Annotated in this window: 19 protein-coding genes and 1 other RNA gene; 9 read left to right on the top strand and 11 right to left on the bottom strand. The window is 59.3% G+C overall.

Annotated elements, in window-relative coordinates; translation table 11 throughout:
* Entirely contained in the window at window positions 1–555 is a 555-nt protein-coding gene (locus BMX68_RS12840) for a YecA/YgfB family protein (RefSeq protein WP_017130567.1), read from the bottom strand.
* Window positions 556–815: 260 nt separating this feature from the next.
* Here BMX68_RS12840 and BMX68_RS12835 point away from each other — a divergent pair, with 260 nt between their 5' ends.
* From BMX68_RS12835 to BMX68_RS12820, 4 genes are all read left to right on the top strand, one after another.
* Window positions 816–1,025 (top strand): TIGR02449 family protein, encoded by a 210-nt coding sequence (locus BMX68_RS12835; RefSeq protein ID WP_017130568.1) that lies wholly within the window; start codon window positions 816–818, stop codon window positions 1,023–1,025.
* A complete protein-coding gene (locus tag BMX68_RS12830; RefSeq protein ID WP_017130569.1) occupies window positions 1,022–1,339 on the top strand; it encodes a cell division protein ZapA in 318 nt (105 codons plus the stop codon). The genes BMX68_RS12835 and BMX68_RS12830 overlap by 4 nt, the downstream gene beginning before the upstream one ends.
* A 31-nt stretch (window positions 1,340–1,370) precedes the next feature.
* Window positions 1,371–1,548, top strand: a non-coding RNA gene (ssrS, locus tag BMX68_RS12825) — 6S RNA.
* Between the two features lie 81 nt (window positions 1,549–1,629).
* Complete coding sequence (locus tag BMX68_RS12820; protein WP_017130570.1) at window positions 1,630–2,235, top strand: 5-formyltetrahydrofolate cyclo-ligase; 606 nt, start codon at window positions 1,630–1,632, stop codon at window positions 2,233–2,235.
* 50 nt (window positions 2,236–2,285) lie between these two features.
* On the opposite strand, the gene BMX68_RS25495 is transcribed toward BMX68_RS12820, so the two are convergent.
* On the bottom strand, window positions 2,286–2,444 hold the full coding sequence (locus BMX68_RS25495) for a hypothetical protein (protein ID WP_017130571.1): 159 nt from the start codon (window positions 2,442–2,444) through the stop codon (window positions 2,286–2,288).
* Window positions 2,445–2,629: 185 nt separating this feature from the next.
* On the opposite strand from BMX68_RS25495, the gene BMX68_RS12815 reads away from it, so the two are divergent.
* Window positions 2,630–3,079: an EVE domain-containing protein gene (locus BMX68_RS12815; protein WP_017130572.1), complete on the top strand. Its 450-nt coding sequence runs from the start codon at window positions 2,630–2,632 to the stop codon at window positions 3,077–3,079.
* 78 nt (window positions 3,080–3,157) lie between these two features.
* On the opposite strand, the gene BMX68_RS12810 is transcribed toward BMX68_RS12815, so the two are convergent.
* Both BMX68_RS12810 and BMX68_RS12805 read right to left on the bottom strand, forming a co-directional pair.
* On the bottom strand, window positions 3,158–3,571 hold the full coding sequence (locus tag BMX68_RS12810; protein ID WP_086009290.1) for a flagellar basal body-associated protein FliL: 414 nt from the start codon (window positions 3,569–3,571) through the stop codon (window positions 3,158–3,160).
* Between the two features lie 310 nt (window positions 3,572–3,881).
* Entirely contained in the window at window positions 3,882–4,529 is a 648-nt protein-coding gene (locus BMX68_RS12805) for a gamma-glutamylcyclotransferase (RefSeq protein WP_017130574.1), read from the bottom strand.
* A gap of 459 nt (window positions 4,530–4,988) precedes the next feature.
* Here BMX68_RS12805 and BMX68_RS12800 point away from each other — a divergent pair, with 459 nt between their 5' ends.
* Complete coding sequence (locus BMX68_RS12800) at window positions 4,989–5,471, top strand: hypothetical protein (RefSeq protein ID WP_017130575.1); 483 nt, start codon at window positions 4,989–4,991, stop codon at window positions 5,469–5,471.
* Between the two features lie 96 nt (window positions 5,472–5,567).
* Here BMX68_RS12800 and BMX68_RS12795 read toward each other — a convergent pair whose 3' ends face one another.
* The 5 genes from BMX68_RS12795 to trxA all read right to left on the bottom strand — a co-directional run bounded on the left by BMX68_RS12795 (window position 5,568) and on the right by trxA (window position 12,182).
* The gene (locus tag BMX68_RS12795) at window positions 5,568–6,536 is read right to left on the bottom strand and encodes a CDP-6-deoxy-delta-3,4-glucoseen reductase (RefSeq protein WP_017130576.1); all 969 of its coding nucleotides are present in this window, start codon (window positions 6,534–6,536) and stop codon (window positions 5,568–5,570) included.
* Complete coding sequence (gene ubiD / locus BMX68_RS12790) at window positions 6,536–8,002, bottom strand: 4-hydroxy-3-polyprenylbenzoate decarboxylase (protein WP_017130577.1); 1,467 nt, start codon at window positions 8,000–8,002, stop codon at window positions 6,536–6,538. The genes BMX68_RS12795 and ubiD overlap by 1 nt, the downstream gene beginning before the upstream one ends.
* Before the next feature lie 89 nt (window positions 8,003–8,091).
* Complete coding sequence (locus tag BMX68_RS12785) at window positions 8,092–10,071, bottom strand: acyltransferase family protein (protein ID WP_017130578.1); 1,980 nt, start codon at window positions 10,069–10,071, stop codon at window positions 8,092–8,094.
* Between the two features lie 276 nt (window positions 10,072–10,347).
* A complete protein-coding gene (gene rho, locus BMX68_RS12780; protein WP_017125454.1) occupies window positions 10,348–11,607 on the bottom strand; it encodes a transcription termination factor Rho in 1,260 nt (419 codons plus the stop codon).
* Between the two features lie 245 nt (window positions 11,608–11,852).
* The gene (trxA, locus tag BMX68_RS12775; RefSeq protein ID WP_017130580.1) at window positions 11,853–12,182 is read right to left on the bottom strand and encodes a thioredoxin TrxA; all 330 of its coding nucleotides are present in this window, start codon (window positions 12,180–12,182) and stop codon (window positions 11,853–11,855) included.
* 343 nt (window positions 12,183–12,525) lie between these two features.
* Between trxA and ppx the strand changes: the two genes are divergently transcribed.
* Window positions 12,526–14,028: an exopolyphosphatase gene (gene ppx, locus BMX68_RS12770; protein WP_017130581.1), complete on the top strand. Its 1,503-nt coding sequence runs from the start codon at window positions 12,526–12,528 to the stop codon at window positions 14,026–14,028.
* Here ppx and ppk1 read toward each other — a convergent pair.
* A complete protein-coding gene (gene ppk1, locus BMX68_RS12765) occupies window positions 14,015–16,237 on the bottom strand; it encodes a polyphosphate kinase 1 (RefSeq protein WP_017130582.1) in 2,223 nt (740 codons plus the stop codon). The two genes, ppx and ppk1, sit on opposite strands and share 14 nt — an antisense overlap.
* A gap of 18 nt (window positions 16,238–16,255) precedes the next feature.
* The gene (hemB, locus tag BMX68_RS12760; RefSeq protein ID WP_017130583.1) at window positions 16,256–17,269 is read right to left on the bottom strand and encodes a porphobilinogen synthase; all 1,014 of its coding nucleotides are present in this window, start codon (window positions 17,267–17,269) and stop codon (window positions 16,256–16,258) included.
* Window positions 17,270–17,476: 207 nt separating this feature from the next.
* On the opposite strand from hemB, the gene BMX68_RS12755 reads away from it, so the two are divergent.
* Complete coding sequence (locus tag BMX68_RS12755) at window positions 17,477–18,088, top strand: DedA family protein (protein WP_017130584.1); 612 nt, start codon at window positions 17,477–17,479, stop codon at window positions 18,086–18,088.
* A 196-nt stretch (window positions 18,089–18,284) separates the two neighbouring features.
* Complete coding sequence (gene elbB, locus BMX68_RS12750; RefSeq protein WP_017130585.1) at window positions 18,285–18,947, top strand: isoprenoid biosynthesis glyoxalase ElbB; 663 nt, start codon at window positions 18,285–18,287, stop codon at window positions 18,945–18,947.
* The last annotated feature ends 489 nt before the right edge of the window (window positions 18,948–19,436 follow it).

The following is a 19,436-nucleotide window of genomic DNA, read 5'->3' as shown; positions in this document are numbered from 1 at the left end:
TTAGTGCAACGAAGGCTTGGCAGCCGGTTCAATCGATTTGTTGACCTCAGTGAACAGCAGCAACGGTGCGACACGCAGGTATTCCATGACCTCCATGTAATCGTTCTCGCCGTCGTCGGACTCTTCCAGCGCGTCCTGGACCTGCGCAATGGCAGCGAGGTCCTGCAGCACCTCAGTGGCCTCGATGCTCAGGGCGTTGGCGCGGTAGGTCAGGCCGAAACCGGCGAGGAAACCCTGACACCATTGACCCAGGGCAATCGCCCGCTCGGTCAACGGCGCATCATCGCTCGGCAGCAGCAGGACAACGGTCATGTCGTCACTGGTAAGCTCACCCTTGACCATCTCCTGCAAGCCGATCAGGGCATTGCGCACGTTGTCCTGCGGTTCGCCTTCGAGCAGTTCGGCGGCATCCACCAGCCAACTGTCGGCTTCAAAGCCAGCACCGGCACAGCTGCGACCGAGCAATAGCCCGTGCAGTTCGGCAGGCGAGACCGGATGACCGCTGGTGTTCAGCAGGGTGGCAAAGGCGTTGTACGGGGAATTCTGAGTAGGCATGGGCGGCTAGGCGCCGAACGGCGCAATGTCTAGAATGAAGGCCTTGTATCCTAGCATTCGGGGACACGCCAAGACCATCAAGGCGGACAACTCGTTTGCCAAGCGCCGCTCTTGCCAGGCGCCAGGGGTTGTACGAAAACTCGCCGAGCAGCGATCAGGCGAGCCTGTTTTTAACGCGGCATGATCGTTGCGCAAGCGGTTTTCGTACAAAACCTGCTGCTCATCAGTCATATTCAGTGCACACCAAAGTAGATTAACGAATGGAAGACACCGACCTGCACGCGCTGATGGCCAGACTCGAACTGCTGATTAACCGGGTCGAGCAACTTAAAAGCCAAAACGGACTCCTACTAGCTCAGGAAAAAACCTGGCGCGAGGAGCGCGCACACCTTATTGAAAAGAACGAAATCGCCCGGCGTAAGGTCGAATCGATGATTTCGCGCCTCAAGGCCCTGGAGCAAGACTCATGAGTTCAAGCAATAACGTTACCGTGCAGATCCTCGACAAAGAGTATTCGATCATCTGCCCCCAGGAAGAACGCAGCAACCTGGTCAGCGCCGCCCACTACCTGGACGGCAAGATGCGCGAAATCCGCGGCAGCGGCAAAGTCATCGGGGCCGATCGCATCGCCGTGATGGCCGCGCTGAACATTACCCATGACCTACTGCACAAGCAGGAACGCCCTGACGTGCAGGCCACTGGCTCGACGCGCGAACAGGTACGCGACCTGCTGGATCGGGTGGATCTGGTGCTGTCTTCCGATTCGGATGCCGGCAAAGGCTGATTCCCACAGCCACTTTCAGGTATACTGGCATCACTCCCTGGAGTACTTGCCAGTTGGTGATGTCCCTGAGCCGATTCGCACTACCCTGGGTGTTACACGTTGGGCCGGTGTGCATGTCCGCTAGACGGAAAGCCTTAAGGTCTACTGTAACTTCCACCTTGAACTTTCGGGTTCAAGGGCTAAGCCGACAGCGCTACGTCGGGGAGCCTGAATTATCGCCCAATGCCGGACATCGCACCGGCATTGGTCTTTCATGAGCCGCCGTCCTGGATTGCCGACAGCCCGATCCCATGAGCGAACCTGCGCCGCTTTCCCGACCGCAACTTCGACGGCTGCTACGCAAGGCCCGCCGCGCCCTCACGCCCGGCGAACAACGCCAGGCCGCGCGCGGCCTGTATCGACAACTGGCGCAACACCCGCTGTTTCGCCGCGCCCGCCACCTCTCCCTGTACCTGCCCTGCGACGGTGAAATCGATCCGCGCCTGCTGCTGCGTGAGGCTCAGCGGCGCGGCAAGCACACCTATCTGCCGGTGCTGAGTGCCTGGCCACGGACCAAGATGGTGTTCCAGCGGATTCGCCCAGGCGAGAAGCTCCACCCCAACCGCTTCCGCATCCTTGAGCCACGGATCAATCCGGCAGCGCAGCGCAAGGTCTGGGCGCTCGACCTGGTATTGTTGCCACTGGTAGGTTTCGATGCGTTGGGTGGACGGTTGGGCATGGGCGGCGGTTTTTACGACCGCAGCCTGTCCTACCAGTCCCGCCGCCGGAGCTGGCGCAAGCCGATACTGCTAGGGCTGGCCCATGAATGCCAGAAAGTCGAGAAGCTGCACCAAGCCACCTGGGACGTGCCATTGCAGGGAACGGTCAGCGACAGTGCCTGGTACATCGCGCAATAAGCGAGGCACTGTACAGGCATCACTGAAGAGGGCAACGGCCTTGGGCGGGATCAGCGCTTGAACAGGGTCGACTGCTGAGGCTGGTGCTGGAGGATTTCAACCGGAGCGTCTTTCTTACTGGACCACAGGCCTTGTGCGTAACCCGTAGTTACCACGCCCAAACCGAACAAAATAACCAAAATCCATAGTAAATCCGGTTTGCGTTTCATCGATTGCCCCCCTAGGCAAATGACATACGATGACAGCAGCGGTTTCTTGTTATAGGCCGTGCAGCAGCGTCAAGCTTAAAATCCCGCTATTTTGCGATAACGTGAACCACTACGCAAACACTGACGTCAACCGACTGTCGGTTTGTGCAAGAAACTGCTCAACAAACTACCCAAGGAGTAAAATCATGGCCTATTGGCTGATGAAATCCGAGCCGGACGAACTCTCCATCGAAGGATTGGCCAAACTCGGCGAGACCCGCTGGGACGGCGTGCGCAACTATCAGGCGCGCAATTTCATGCGGGCGATGGCGGTCGGCGACCCATTCTTCTTCTATCACTCCAGTTGTCCGGAACCGGGGATCGCCGGCATCGGCAGAATCGTCGAGGCGGCCTACCCGGACCCGACAGCGCTGGATCGGCAAAGCCATTATCACGACCCGAAAGCCACCGCCGAGAAAAATCCTTGGAGCGCGCTACAGGTCGGCCATGTGGAGACCTTCGCCAAAGTGCTCAGTCTCAGCTATCTGAAACAGCAGGCGGCACTTGAGCAGATGCCGTTGGTCCACAAAGGCAGTCGGCTGTCGGTGATGCCGGTCACACCGGAGCAATGGGCAGCCATCCTGGCCTTGCGTTGAATCGGCTGGCCTTTTCGCGGCTTTGCGGCATTCCGGCAAGCCCGCGACGGGGCAGGACCAGGCACTACCGGTTTCGGATTACTGCACGATCAGGTTATTGAACAACAGATCTTCCACCTGCGGTTTACCGGTCTCGTCGCTCAGCACCTGCTGGACCTGCTTTAGGGCCTCCTGACGCATCTTTTCCTTGGCGTCGACATTGATCATCGACTCCACGCTCTGCTGGGCAAACAGCGCCACCAACTGGTTACGGATCAACGGCTCATTGGCCTTGACCGCCTGAGCCGCGGCGTCACCGGTCACACGCAAGGCAACATCGGCCTTATAGACCTTGAGCTTGGGGCTACCGTCCAAGCCATAGTTGCCGACAAACGGTGGCGTCAGGCTGATATAGCTGACCTTGGGGACAGCCGCCTCACCCTCCTTGGCCTCTTGCGCCATTGCCGCCATCGGTAGCGACAAGGCCAACATCAACATAATCCACCTGTTCACAATTCGCTCCTTAACTGGTTTGCGGCCTAGTGGCCTATACGGTTAGCTGGTTAGCTCAAGTCGGATACCTGAGATCCCCGCCGTCGAACCCAGGCACAACGCTTATAACCGACTATCAGGCCAGGGCATGCTCGTTGACCCATTGAGTCACACACCTACACTTATCGGCCATCACTGCCAAAGAAATAGTCCAATGAAAGCCGTACTGTGCAACGCCTTCGGCGCTGCCGAAACGCCGGGACGGGAGCTCGCTAAGCCACCGCTGGCCATACCGCTGACCATTTCGGCTGGAACGGCGGTAACGTCGTGCCTAAAGCGCGCCTGACCGGCAGCGCTTGAGCCGCGCTTCCAGATTACGATCCGGCATGGCGTGACTGCGCAAGGCGCTAGCGGTCTGCTCGACATAGTCACGAGTGCTGCCGTAGCGCCCGCAGGCACTCTGTAGCACCTGGGTCAGCACACTGTCGGGGAGGTTGCCGGCATAGCTGGGCAGGTGCCGTTCCAACACAAAGCCCAACGCCTGGACCACCTGGCCATTTTCCAACCGGCAATTGAGCCAGTGCGGACGATAGGAAGGCACGGGCATCTCCCGCTGCCACAAGGCATAGAGCGATGCCTCCAATTGCTCCTCCGACAGCCGATAGGCAAAGCCACTACAGGAGCCGCCGCGATCCAGCCCGAACACCAGCCCCGGCAACTCCGGCGTACCGCGATGCTCGTGCGACCACAGGTACAGGCCACGGTGATAACCGTGTATCCGTGCGCGCACTCGCTCCGTCGCCGAACACTCCGGGCGCCAGATCAGCGAACCATAGGCGAACAGCCAGACCGGTCCGCCCTTGTGTCGGGCCATGGTGGCTTGCATCGAGCTGAGCAATTGTTCGTGGGTCAGCTGCGCCCCCAGCTCAAGGCACGGCGGATAGGTCAAACTCAACAACGCAGGATCTAGGGCAGCCATAACGAATCGGAGGGGCTCCTGAATAGTTACCAGTTGTAAGTCACTTTACCTGTAATAGAACACATCGCTGTAACTGTACGGCGAATAAGTGCCATAGCTCATATCGCCAGCCGGTTGGCGTAGGCACTGAGTTCCGGCTACTGGTTGTCGATTGCATCGGCCTGGTAGCTGGTCCGCCAGAACGGTGGTTGTGGCTGTAGCCCGGCACAATGGATCCATATAGGGAACGGAATCGATCATTGTGATGCTGATTGGCAGATCAATAGCCGATAGTCCAACGATATATAGTTTAATAACATGAAACAAATAAAATAAATATCTGAATAGCATATATATACGCTAAACGCAGAATTGGTAAAAATCCCTACGTCCCTTTCAGATTCCAGAGCCTGACAACCCAGTGTCTAGCTTCGTATAACGGCCACCTCTTTAATTGCCGTGCACGAAAGGCTAACCCTCATGAACACATCGACTATCATTACGGCTCTCGCCCTACTACTGGGATCGACCGGTATAGCGCACGCCGCACAGCAGGCACCCCAGGAAAAAGGCTTCTGGTACGCCCAGACCAGCCTGTACACCCGGCACTACTCGCCAGATCCCGAGCACAACAATCGCCAGGACCTGATCGGCCTGGAGCATCATGAAACCTCCGGACGGATGTATGGCGCGGCGACCTTTCGTAACTCGTTCAGCCAGCGGTCGTACTATGGCTATATCGGCCAGCGTTACGACAGCTCGCGTTTTCCGCTGTATGCGAAGGTGACGGGAGGGCTGCTGCAAGGATATCGTGGCGAGTATCGCGACAAGATTCCGTTGAATCGCTTGGGCGTGGCGCCGGTGATCATTCCCTCGGTCGGTGCCCATTACGGGCCGCTGGCCACTGAACTGGTGTTCCTGGGCTTGAATGCGGCGATGATCACCACGGGTGTGCGGTTCTGAAGAATCTGCGGCGCGCCTGAGGATGACCGTGACGAGGGGCGAGGCGCCGCTCCGACAAGCCGCTCGGCAGATGCTCTGCCTGACTGCCCGGCGTATTCAGGGCCTGGGAGCGTAAGCAAACACGTCGGCGCGCATCTGGTGCGCATCCATTCCCGCCTCGACCAGAGCGTCCAGCGTCGCATAAATCATCGCCGGTGAACCACCGGCATAGACGTGCACGCCCGACAGGTCGGCGATATCCTCACAGACGGCCTCGTGCAACATCCCGCACCGACCGTCCCAGCCGCACGGATCACTGACCACCTTGTGCAGGAACAGGTTGGGCAGCGTCTTCCACTCTTCCCAGCGCTCCAGTTCGTAGAAGTCTTCGGGCCGGCGCACGCCCCAGTACAGATGCACCGGATGCTGGAAGCCCGTGGAGCGGCAGTGCTCGATCAAGCCGTGCATCTGCGCCATGCCCGTGCTCGCAGCGATCAGCACCAGCGGGCCGTCCGGCAACTCCGCCAGGTGGGCATCGCCGAACGGCAACTCGACCCGTGCCATCCCGTTGCGCTGCAATTGCTCGATCAGGCTTCGCGCACTGGTTTCGCGCACCAACACATGCAGCTCCAGATCGCGCCCGGCATGGGGCGCCGAGGCCAGGGAAAACGCCGATTTCTCACCGTTGTCGCGCTCGATCATCAGGTACTGCCCAGCGTGATAACGCGGCGGCTTGCCCGCCGGTGCCCGCAGGCGAACCCGCCAGACATCGCTGCCAACGTGAGCACACTCGATCAACTGACACGCCAAGCGACGCACCGGCAGCTCGCCCTGGGCGAGAACACCATCCCAGAGCACCCTGCAATCCTCAAGAGGTTCGGCAATACAGGTGTAGAACTCGCCATGGTCAAGCACATTGCCCGCCTGCTCGATCCGCCCTTCCACCAGCAACGCGGCGCAGACATGGCAGTTGCCATTGCGACAGCTTTGCGGACAGTCGTAGCCCAATCGCCGGGCGCCATCGAGAATTCGTTCGCCGGGCCGTATCTCAAGCACCGCTCCGCAGGGCTGCAAGGTCACACGCATCAATCTATTCCCAACTGATTCCAAATGGCATCGATCCGCCGAGTCACGGCCTCATCCTTGACGATCACCCGGCCCCACTCGCGCGTGGTTTCGCCAGGCCACTTGTGAGTGGCATCCAGCCCCATCTTCGAACCCAGCCCAGAAACCGGCGAAGCGAAGTCGAGGTAGTCGATCGGCGTGTTGTCGATCAGCACCGTGTCGCGCTTGGGGTCCATGCGCGTGGTAATGGCCCAGATCACGTCATTCCAGTCACGGGCATTGATATCGTCGTCGGTGACAATAACGAACTTGGTATACATGAACTGTCGCAAAAACGACCAGACACCCAGCATCACGCGCTTGGCGTGACCCGGATATGACTTTTTCATGGTCACCACGGCCATGCGGTACGAACAGCCTTCAGGCGGCAAGTAGAAGTCGGTGATTTCCGGGAACTGCTTCTGCAGGATCGGCACAAACACTTCGTTCAGCGCCACGCCGAGGATGGCCGGCTCATCCGGGGGCCGCCCAGTGTAGGTGCTGTGGTAGATCGGCTTGATCCGGTGAGTGATGCGTTCGACGGTGAACACCGGGAAGCTGTCGACTTCGTTGTAGTAGCCGGTGTGGTCGCCATAGGGTCCTTCCGGGGCCATTTCGCCCGGATGAATCACACCCTCCAGGACGATTTCCGCAGTGGCCGGGACCTGCAGGTCGTTGCCGCGGCATTTCACCAATTCGGTGCGATTGCCCCGCAGCAGACCGGCAAAAGCGTACTCGGACAGGCTGTCCGGCACCGGCGTGACCGCGCCGAGAATGGTCGCCGGATCCGCGCCCAGGGCCACAGATACCGGAAACGGCTGACCCGGATGCTTTTCGCACCACTCACGATAGTCCAGCGCGCCGCCACGGTGACTGAGCCAGCGCATGATCACCTTGTTGCGGGCGATCACCTGCTGGCGATAGATGCCGAGGTTCTGACGCTCCTTGTTCGGCCCTTTGGTGACCGTCAGGCCCCAGGTGATCAGCGGCGCGACATCACCCGGCCAGCAATGCTGCACAGGCAGCATGCCCAAGTCGACATCATCGCCTTCGATGACCACTTCCTGGCAGACCGCGTCCTTGACCACCTTGGGCGCCATGGCGATGATCTTGCGGAAGATGGGCAGCTTGGACCAGGCGTCCTTCAGCCCCTTGGGCGGCTCGGGCTCCTTGAGAAACGCCAGCAGCTTGCCGATTTCCCGCAGCTCGCCGACGCTATCGGCCCCCATGCCCCGGGCCACGCGCTCCGGCGTGCCGAACAGGTTGCCGAGTACCGGGATATCAAAACCCGTGGGTTTCTCGAACAACAGCGCCGGGCCTTTTTTTCGCAAGGTACGGTCGCAAATCTCAGTCATTTCCAGGATTGGCGAAACCGGCACCTGGATACGTTTCAACTCTCCGTGCTGCTCAAGTTGCCGCACGAAATCCCGAAGATCCTTGAATTTCATTAGCCCTGCCACCCGTAAAATAGGCGTACATCCTACCTGCTCTTACGGCCGCTGGCAGCTTATTGCATGCCATGGACAAGCACCGCCCACTAAAGACGCCCCGCCACGGTTTGATCGCGCAGGGTGATGAACAACGGCTCAAGGAACTCCTCGACATATCGTGATCCCACGTCGGAGAGATGATTATCGTCGGTGTACAACGAGCGGCCATCGAGTTCGACACGGCAACCATCGATAGCACTACACAACTTCAGCGCGGGATCCAACAACTTCACCTCGGGATCGGCAGCCGCCAGTTGTAGGAACAGTGCATCGATATAGGCCAAGCGTCGCTGATGCTCCGCCAGAGGCAGGCGCTCAGTGTGGGTGGGCAATCCCATCATCGCCAGGCGACTGAGACGATAAGGCACGCTGAAGTCTTGCAGGGGCACTTCCTTGACCAACCAGACCCGATGGCCAGCGGCGCGCAACTGCCGCACCAGAGTGCCCATGCCTTCGGCGAAACGCCGCTCGGCGACGGCCCGCTGGTACTTTCCGGTCATCGGGTTTATCAGCGCCGGCCTGGTGTCACCCGAAGGCAGCCCGTAGACGTACAGGCTCCAGCGCGCGGCCAACACCACGTCGCTGTACTTCTCCTCATTCAGTGCCTGACTGACACGCTGATTGAAACGCGTACAACCGGCGCTGCTTTCGCGCCTGTGGAACGGCAAGCACCCGGCATAGCTTGCCTGGGTAATATTGACGTTGTGCTCGCGCGCCTCATTTTCCAAAGCAGGAATCAAGGCCGCAGAATGGCTGTCACCCCAGACCAGCGCACGCGCCGCTTGAGATTGCAGGCCGAAATGGCAGAACTGGCGGTCGTTTTTCTTGTCATCCCACAGACACTTCATCAGCTCGGGACTCCAGATGCGTGCCTCGGCATATTGCAGTGCCTGGGGCGACAGTCGCCAAGGGATGCCCTCGGTCCAGCCCAGGCTTCTCCCCACCAGCCCCAAGCCGAGGATTGCCATGCCCGACGCCACCAGGATGCGCCGATTGTCCGCCAGCCACCGTCGCTCACGAAACGGCACCTCGACAAACCGCCAGGCCCCATAGCTCAGCACCAGACTCAAAATGAACAAGACGCCAAGCCCCCAAGAGCCAAGGCCGTAAACGCTGGCATACTTGCCGAAGACCAGCACCGGCCAATGCCACAGGTACCACGAGTAGGAAATCAATCCGATGCCCACCGGCAAACGACTGCCCAGTAGCTGTCCTACCAGAGTCGTCTGCTGGCCGTTGGCCCAGATCAGGCAAATCGCGCCCACTACAGGCAATAAGGCCGCAGCCCCAGGAAAGGGCGTGCTTGACTGATAACCCAACACCGCCACCAGAATCAGCCCCAGACCGAGCAAGCTGACAGCCTGTGCTTGCAGAGGGTTCACACGCCGCCCACAAGGCGACACCGCCAGCAACGCGCCCGCCAGCAACTCCCAAGCTCGCATGTGCAAGAGAAAAAAAGCTTTTTGCGGAGAGTCGCTCAATGCCCACTGATTCATGGCAAAGGACATCAGCAGCAACAGGAACAACGCCGTGCGCCAATATTTCAACCGACTCGACAGCAATATCAGCAGGGGCGGGAAAATGACGTAGAACTGCTCCTCAATCGATAACGACCACGTATGCAACAGCGGTTTGAGATCGGAGGCCACATCGAAATAGCCATCTTGGCGCGCGAACAGCAGGTTGGACGTGAAGATCACCTGGTAACGAATTGAATGCCCCAACTCGTCATAGTCCTTGGGGGCCAGCAAAAACCACCCCGCCACCAAGCTCGCCAGCATCATGGCGAACAACGCCGGCAGGATACGCCGGGCGCGCCGAGCCCAGAACTCGACAAGACTGAAACGTCCGCCCTGGCGATCGCGCCAAATGAGCGAGGTGATGAGGTAGCCGGAGATCACGAAAAATACGTCGACACCGACGAAACCTCCAGCGAACCCTGGAACATCAAAATGAAACAGCACAACTGCGATGACCGCTACCGCACGCAAGCCGTCAATGTCCCGCCGGTAGGCAAGAGTGCTCATCCGCCCAAGCCACCCAGTTCAAATAGGAAATACGACGAGAAGCAGCGTAGTCGAGTTTTTAATCGTGCATCCACCGATCACCCACTCTTTTCTTCCTTGACGACCCTACCCTCCAGATGCGTCTATGGCCAGGCGCATCTCTCGAAAAGCGCTTCTTCGGGGCCATGCTATTGACCTGAGCCTGACCTCGACCTGATAAAGGGTCTGGCGTGCAGGCTCAGCCCTGGCGAAATTGTGACGCCGGGGGCGCTGTTCTCCTTGACCTGAAGCGCCGTCTTACTTGCGCTTCATCGACAGGAAGAACTCATCGTTGGTCTTGGTCTGTTTCAACTTATCGACCAGGAACTCGATGGCCGCCACTTCATCCATCGGATGCAGCAGCTTGCGCAGGATCCACATGCGCTGCAGCTCGTCGTCGGCAGTCAGCAACTCCTCGCGACGGGTGCCGGAACGGTTGATGTTGATTGCCGGGAAGACGCGCTTTTCAGCGATCTTGCGGTCCAGCGGCAGTTCCATGTTGCCGGTACCCTTGAACTCTTCGTAGATCACTTCGTCCATCTTCGAGCCGGTTTCAACCAGCGCGGTGGCGATAATGGTCAGCGAGCCGCCTTCTTCGATATTGCGCGCGGCACCGAAGAAACGCTTCGGTTTCTCCAGAGCATGGGCATCGACACCACCGGTCAGGACCTTGCCGGAGCTCGGGATCACGGTGTTGTAGGCACGGGCCAGACGGGTGATGGAGTCGAGCAGGATCACCACGTCCTTCTTGTGCTCGACCAGGCGCTTAGCTTTCTCGATCACCATTTCAGCCACCTGCACGTGACGGGTCGGTGGCTCGTCGAACGTCGAGGCAACCACTTCGCCGCGCACGGTGCGCTGCATTTCGGTCACTTCTTCCGGACGCTCATCGATCAGCAGCACGATCAGGTGCACTTCCGGGTTGTTGCGGGTGATGTTCGCCGCGATGTTCTGCAGCATGATCGTCTTACCCGCTTTCGGCGGTGCCACGATCAGGCCACGCTGACCCTTGCCGATTGGAGCGCAAAGGTCGATCACGCGGCCGGTCAAGTCCTCGGTGGAACCGTTACCGGCTTCCATCTTCATACGTACAGTCGGGAACAGTGGCGTCAGGTTCTCGAAGAGAATCTTGTTCTTGGCATTTTCCGGACGATCGTAGTTGATCGTGTCGACCTTGAGCAGGGCGAAATAACGCTCGCCTTCCTTCGGAGGGCGGATCTTGCCGACGATAGTGTCACCGGTGCGCAAGTTGAAGCGGCGGATCTGGCTGGGCGAGACGTAGATGTCGTCCGGGCCGGCCAGGTAGGACGCATCGGAAGAGCGGAGAAAGCCGAAGCCGTCCTGGAGGATCTCCAGCACGCCATCACCGGAGATTTCCTCGCCGCTTTTTGCGTGCTTTTTCAGCAGGGAGAAAATCACATCCTGCTTGCGCGAACGGGCCATATTTTCTATGCCCATCTGTTCGGCCAATTCGAGCAGTTCGGTAATCGGCTTTTGCTTGAGTTCAGTCAGATTCATATAGGAATGACGTAATCATTTATGGAGGGGGGAAACTAAGCTTTTGGCTTAATGAGGCCGCGCCGCGGAGAAGGCGACAGGATCGCGTACTTGTTCGAAAAGGAGAGCGTCGGCGACGGCTTGCAGGGGGCAATGGAGAAACCAGTGCGGGGCCGAATGTAACACCTGGGTTTCGGAGCGTCTAGCCCCTTTTAACGAAAAAGCCCCGCAATTTGCGAGGCTTTCTGATGACAGCCGAACGATGCTTAGATGTTGGAGTCGAGAAAAGCTTGTAACTGCGACTTCGACAGGGCGCCAACCTTGGTCGCCTCGGGGTTGCCCTTCTTGAACAGCATCAGCGTCGGGATGCCACGCACACCGTACTTGGCCGGAGTTTCCTGGTTGTCGTCGATATTCAGTTTGGCGACGATCAGCTTGCCTTTGTAGTCCCTGGCGATCTCGTCCAGGACCGGAGCGATCATTTTGCAGGGGCCGCACCACTCAGCCCAGTAGTCAACCAAAACAGAGTCTTCAGACTTCAGGACTTCTGCTTCAAAGCTCGCGTCGGTGACGTGCTTGATAAGATCGCTGCTCATGGATGTCTCCGGGGTTGTGAGCCAAAAAAAACGTAGCCCATCATAGCCGCCCTTCCTACGTACAGGAAGCCGCAGATGATTGAGTCTAACTATGGTACTCCAAGAGTCTGAGTATGGCCGAACACCGCCAGGTTGCACGCCCATCGTGCAAATGTCGTCCGGGCATGACAAAAGCAATCCCCATGCGCAATGCGGTATCTCGGGATAAAATAAAAGTGAAACCGGATTCTTCCTGCCCACCTGTGTAAAAAAAAGCGGATCCAACAAACCTCAAACACCATCCGTTGGCGGCGACGGTCGATCGTGGCACGATGGCCGGGTTATCGACCGAGATCCTTCAACCATGCCGCATTCTCAAGCCAAGAATCTTTCCCTGATCGCCGCTATCGACCTGGGTTCGAACAGCTTCCATATGGTCGTGGCCAAGGCCCAGAACGGTGAAATCCGCATTCTGGAGCGGCTCGGCGAAAAGGTTCAACTGGCCGCCGGTATCGATGAAGAGCGCAAGCTCAGCGAAGAATCGATGCAACGCGGGCTCGATTGCCTGAAACGCTTTGCCCAACTGATCAACGGCATGCCCCTGGGTGCCGTGCGGATCGTCGGCACCAACGCCCTGCGCGAGGCGCGCAACCGGGCGGAGTTCATTCATCGCGCCGAAGATATCCTCGGCCACCCGGTGGAAGTCATTTCCGGCCGCGAAGAGGCCCGGTTGATTTACCTCGGTGTCTCCCACACCCTCGCCGACACCCCAGGCAAGCGCCTGGTCGCCGATATCGGCGGCGGCAGCACCGAATTCATCATCGGTCAGCGCTTCGAGCCGCTGTTACGCGAAAGCCTGCAGATGGGCTGCGTCAGCTATACCCAGCGTTATTTTCGCGACGGCAAGATCACCCCGGCGCGCTATGCCCAGGCCTACACGGCAGCGCGCCTGGAAATCATGAGCATCGAACATGCTCTGCATCGCCTGACCTGGGACGAGGCTATCGGCTCTTCCGGGACCATCCGCGCCATTGGCCTGGCACTGAAGGCCGGCGGCCACGGCAGCGGCGAGGTCAATGTCGAAGGCCTGGCCTGGCTCAAGCGCAAGCTGTTCAAGCTCGGCGATGCCGAGAAAATCGACTTTGAGGGCATCAAGCCCGACCGCCGGACCATCTTCCCGGCCGGCCTGGCGATTCTCGAGGCGATCTTCGATGCCCTCGACCTGCGGCGCATGGATCACTGCGACGGCGCCTTGCGCGAAGGCGTGCTCTATGACCTGCTGGGCCGTCATCACCATGAAGACGTGCGCGAACGCACCCTCACCTCGCTGATGGAGCGTTATCACGTCGATGTGGAACAGGCGGCACGGGTCGAGCACAAGGCGCTGCACGCCTTCGACCAGGTGGCCGAAGCCTGGGAGCTGGATGCCGGAGTCTGGCGCGAGCTGCTGGGCTGGGCCGCCAAGGTCCACGAGGTGGGCTTGGATATCGCCCACTATCAGTACCACAAGCACGGCGCCTACCTGATCGAGCACTCCGACCTGGCCGGTTTCTCACGGGAAGACCAGCAAATGCTGGCACTACTGGTACGCGGCCACCGACGTAATATTCCCAAGGACAAGTTTGCCGAGTTCGGCAATGACGGCACCAAGCTGATTCGCTTGTGCGTCTTGTTGCGCTTCGCGATCCTGTTCCACCACATCCGTGGCACCCAGGAAATGCCGCAGGTCGTCTTGCGTGCCCACGGCGATAGCCTGGATGTCGTGTTTCCCAAGGGCTGGCTGGAGCAGAACCAACTGACTCAGGCCGACTTCGCGCTGGAAGCGGAGTGGCTGACCCGAGTCAGTATCGTCCTCAACGTACACTGAGGATCGGGTTGCTCAGGCGATCGAGCAAGAACGCCTGGGCGCTGCGAGCGTTCTGGTTGCCGGTCGGCGTGTTACGGATGTAGCGCCCGTCCGACTGCAAGCTCCAGCTATGCGTGTTATCAGTGAGATAACTTTCCAGTTCCTTCTTGACCCGCAGGATCAATTTCTTGCCCTCTACCGGGAAGCAGGTCTCGACGCGCTTATCGAGGTTGCGCTCCATCCAGTCCGCGCTGGACAGGAACATCTGCTCCTCGCCGCCGTTGAGGAAGTAGAATACCCGGGTGTGTTCCAGGAAGCGGCCGATGATCGAGCGCACCTGGATATTGTGCGAGACCCCGGCAATGCCCGGCCGCAGGCAGCACATGCCACGCACCACCAGATCGATACGCACGCCGCACTGGCTGGCCTTGTACAGCGCACGAATAATCTTCGGATCGGTCAGCGAATTGAACTTGGCGATGATGTGCGCCGACTTGCCGTCGACGGCGAACTGGGTTTCCCGGGCAATCATGTCGAGCATGCCCTTCCTGAGCGTGAACGGCGCATGCAGCAACTTCTTCATGCGCAGGGTCTTGCCCATGCCGATCAACTGACTGAACAACTTGCCGACGTCCTCGCACAGCGCATCGTCGGAGGTCAGCAGGCTGTAGTCGGTGTACAGGCGGGCGTTGCCGGCGTGATAGTTACCGGTACCCAGATGCGCATAGCGGACAATCTCACCGGCTTCGCGACGTAGAATCAGCATCATCTTGGCGTGGGTCTTGAAACCGACCACACCGTAGATCACCACCGCTCCGGCCGCTTGCAGACGACTGGCCAGTTGCAGGTTGGACTCTTCGTCGAAGCGTGCGCGCAATTCGATCACCACCGTGACTTCCTTGCCGTTACGCGCGGCATCCACCAGGGCATCGACGATTTCCGAGTTGGCGCCGCTACGGTACAGGGTCTGGCGCACGGCCAGGACATGCGGATCCTTGGCGGCCTGGCGCAGCAGGTCGACCACCGGTGTAAAAGACTCGAACGGGTGCAGCAACAAGATGTCCTGCTTGCTGATCACGCTGAAGATATTCTCGCTGTTCTGCAGCAACTTGGGGATCTGCGGAGTGAACGGCGTGTATTGCAGCTCCGGATGACTGTCCAGGCCGGTGATACTGAACAGCCGGGTCAGGTTCACCGGACCGTTGACCTGGTACAGCTCGGTCTCGGACAGGTTGAACTGCTTGAGCAGGTAGTCCGACAGATGTTTTGGGCAGGTGTCGGCGACTTCCAGGCGCACCGCATCGCCGTAACGACGGGAGAACAACTCGCCGCGCAAGGCCCGGGCCAGGTCTTCGACATCCTCGGAGTCCAGCGCCAGATCGGCGTTGCGGGTCAGACGGAACTGGTAGCAACCCTTGACCTTCATGCCCTGAAATAGGTCGTCGGCGTGGGCGTGGATCATCGACGAGAGAAATACATAATTATCGCCCGCCCCTCCTACCTCCTCAGGTACCTTGATGATCCTCGGTAGCAAGCGCGGGGCCGGAATGATCGCCAGGCCGGAATCGCGACCGAAGGCGTCGATACCCTCAAGCTCGACGATAAAGTTCAGGCTCTTGTTCACCAGTAATGGAAACGGGTGCGTCGGGTCGAGGCCGATGGGCGTGATGATCGGTGCGATCTCGTCGCGGAAATAGCGGCGCACCCAGGTCTTGAGCTTGATGGTCCAATAACGGCGACGGATAAAGCGTACCTGGTGTTTTTCCAGTTCCGGCAACAGGATATCGTTGAGGATCGCGTACTGGCGGTCGACGTGGCCGTGCACCAGCTCGCTGATGCGCGCCAGGGCCTGATGCGGCTGCAGGCCATCGGCGCCGGCCTGCTCGCGGGCGAACGTGATCTGCTTCTTCAACCCGGCGACGCGAATCTCGAAAAACTCGTCCAGGTTACTGGAGAAGATCAGCAGGAACTTGAGCCGCTCCAGCAACGGATAGGACTCGTCCAGTGCCTGCTCCAGCACGCGGATGTTGAACTGCAGTTGCGACAGCTCGCGGTGGATGTACAAGCTGCTGTCATCCAGGCTGGGAATCGCCACCGCCGACGGCACCGCCACATGTGGCGCCTCGGCCACCACTTGCACGGGCTCCAGCTCCGGTGGGGTTTCGGCAATCTGCCCCACCACCGACTGAGCGTCTTTTACTTCAACTTCTCTGAGTCCTTCGGTATTCATCGAGTGTTCCTGTGAGGGCTATTTTTGCTCTCGTAGCAATTGAGCGGCACGAACGGCAAAATACGTCAGGATGCCATCGGCGCCAGCACGTTTAAAGGCGGTCAGGGATTCGAGAATCACCCCTTCATTCAACCAACCATTCTGGATCGCCGCCATGTGCATGGCATATTCGCCGCTGACCTGATAGACAAAGGTCGGCACCTTGAATTCATCTTTGACCCGGTAAAGGATATCCAGGTACGGCATGCCCGGCTTGACCATGACCATATCGGCACCTTCAGCCAGATCGGCGGCCACTTCATGCAAGGCTTCATCGCTGTTGGCCGGGTCCATCTGGTACGAGGCCTTGTTCGCCTTGCCCAGGTTCAGCGCCGAACCGACCGCATCACGGAACGGCCCATAGTAGGCGCTGGCGTATTTTGCCGAGTAGGCCATGATCCGCACATTGACGTGGCCAGCCAATTCCAGGGCCTCGCGAATGGCCTGGATACGTCCGTCCATCATATCCGAGGGGGCGACCACCTGGGCGCCGGCTTCGGCATGGGACAGCGCCTGTTTGACCAGCGCATCGACGGTAATATCGTTCTGGACATAGCCTTGCTCGTCGAGGATACCGTCCTGGCCGTGGGTGGTGAACGGGTCCAGGGCCACGTCGGTGATCACCCCAAGTTCCGGGAACCGTGCACGCAAAGCGCGGGTGGCGCGCTGGGCAATGCCTTGCGGGTTCCAGGCCTCGGCGCCATCCAGCGACTTCAACGTTGGCGGCGTGACCGGGAACAATGCCAGCGCGGGAATCCCCAGTTCGACCCATTTAGCCGCTTCTTCGAGCAACAGATCAATGCTCAGGCGTTCAACGCCCGGCATCGAGGCCACCGTTTCACGACGATTTTCGCCATCCAGCACGAACACCGGCAGGATCAGATCGTCGACAGTCAGAATATTCTCACGCACCAAGCGCCGAGAAAAATCATCGCGACGATTGCGGCGCAGGCGAGTGGCGGGAAACAGGCGATGGGCGAGGGTGAAGCTCATGGCAGACTCCTTGAGCCCGCGCGGGCGGGCGAGCATGGCAGTTATAGGTGGCCATTATGACGAAGGAATGACGGTTGTGCTGCTCTTGCGACCGAGCATCGCACGCGCCGCCCTTGTAGGAAATGTTAACGTCGAGACACATTTGGACACTTTCCTCTGTGTCGTCGAAGGGTTAGGCTGCGCGTTCATTTCGCCAGCATCCAGACAATGCTCCAACAATTTCTGCAGGACTTCGGTTACTTCGCCCTGTTTCTCGGCACGTTTTTCGAAGGTGAGACCATTTTGGTACTCGCCGGCTTCCTCGCGTTCCGCGGATACATGGACATCAACCTGGTGGTTATCGTGGCTTTCTTCGGCAGCTATGCCGGTGACCAGCTGTGGTATTTCCTGGGGCGCCGGCACGGCCGCAAGTTATTGGCGCGTAAACCGCGCTGGCAAATGATGGGCGACCGGGCGTTGGAGCATATTCGCCGTCATCCGGACATCTGGGTGCTGAGCTTTCGCTTCGTCTACGGCCTGCGCACAGTCATGCCAGTGGCGATTGGCCTGTCCGGTTATCCACCCGGACGCTACCTGTTGCTCAACGGCATCGGCGCGGCGATCTGGGCGGCAGCCCTCGCCGCCGCCGCCTATCACTTCGGCGCAATGCTCGAAGGTTTGCTGGGCAGCGTAAAGAAATACGAGCTATGGGTGTTGGGCGGCCTGCTGGTGATCGGCCTGCTCCTCTGGAGTTGGCGTCGCATCAAGAGCGCCCGCCTCGCCCGCAAGGCTGCGGCAGAAACCGCCTTGTCCGGACCTAAGGACCCGCCCGGCGAATGAACCGAGTCCGGTAGCAGTAAAGCCTAAAGCCCGATCACGCTCGGTACGACAAAAAAACGCAATCGCCAGAGCAATCAGGCCCACGGCGCCCCCGAAACAAATGATGGATCCAAGATCAGCTGCAGTCTGGAAAAATTCCGCTGACAATGAATGCCAAATAGGTAGACATTTAACACCGACTATTGGGAGATCGAACATGACCAAGAAGATCGCGGTAATCCTTTCCGGCTGCGGCGTGTACGATGGCGCGGAAATCCACGAAAGCGTGCTCACCCTGTTGCGCCTGGATCAGCGCGGCGCGAAGGTCCAGTGTTTTGCGCCGAACATCGCCCAGTTGCAGGTGATCAATCACCTGACCGGCGAAGAAATGCCCGAGTCGCGCAATGTTCTGGTGGAATCGGCGCGCATCGCCCGAGGCGAAGTCAAGGACCTGCGCGAAGCCGATGTACGGGAGTTCGACGCACTGATCCTGCCCGGTGGTTTCGGCGCGGCGAAGAACTTTTCCGACTTTGCCGTCGAAGGGGCCAATTGCCGCGTGCAGCCAGAAGTCCTGGCGCTGGTCGAAGCCTTTGCCGAAGCCGGCAAACCGGTGGGCCTGATCTGCATCACCGCGGCGCTGGCGGCGAAGATCTACGGTCCGGGCGTGACCTGTACCATCGGCAACGATGCCGATACCACTGCGGCGCTCAACGCCATGGGCGCCGCCCACAAGGAGTGCTCGGCAGGCGATATTATCGAGGACAAGGCGCGCAAGCTGGTGACAACCCCAGCTTATATGCTGGCGCAGTCCATCGGCGAGGCGGCGTCGGGGATCAACAAACTGGTGGACCGGGTGCTGGAGCTGACTCAGCAGGCTTGACCTATCACCCGACGCCCTGACGGATCGTTCCCGTGCTCGGCATGGGAATACCTCCCAGGAGGCTTCGTGCCGCTCTGTGTGACGCAGAGCGGCACCGCTGCCTGCCCACTCTCCTGTGTTCATCGTTCTATACGACTCTAATTTTCCGGTGTTTCTTGAAACTGGCCGCAATAAAGAACTTCAATGTGCGGAGTCTTGTAGGACTTTTCCTTACTTGCTGTAGCTCATCTATTTAAACACCGAACACCCCCCCATCTTCCCGCACACCTAGGCACACTGGCCTCTCGCGTACCTGTTCTTTTTATACGCGCCATGAACTTCCTACGCCTTGGTACATATGGCGGGTGATCCCCGACTGGCTAAACGGCGAGCTTTTCAACCGACTGCATGGCCGCAGCCTTGAAGATGGATATCACCGCGATGAACTCACCCGACTCCACCATGCCTCGTCACACCCGCCTGCATTCCCTTGAGGCCCCCTTGCCCCTG

The sequence above is a fragment of the Pseudomonas agarici genome (assembly GCF_900109755.1).
GTDB classification, from domain to species: domain Bacteria; phylum Pseudomonadota; class Gammaproteobacteria; order Pseudomonadales; family Pseudomonadaceae; genus Aquipseudomonas; species Aquipseudomonas agarici.
The sequence above is the reverse complement of the archived record's forward strand: the minus strand, read 5'-3'. Positions and strand labels throughout refer to the sequence as shown.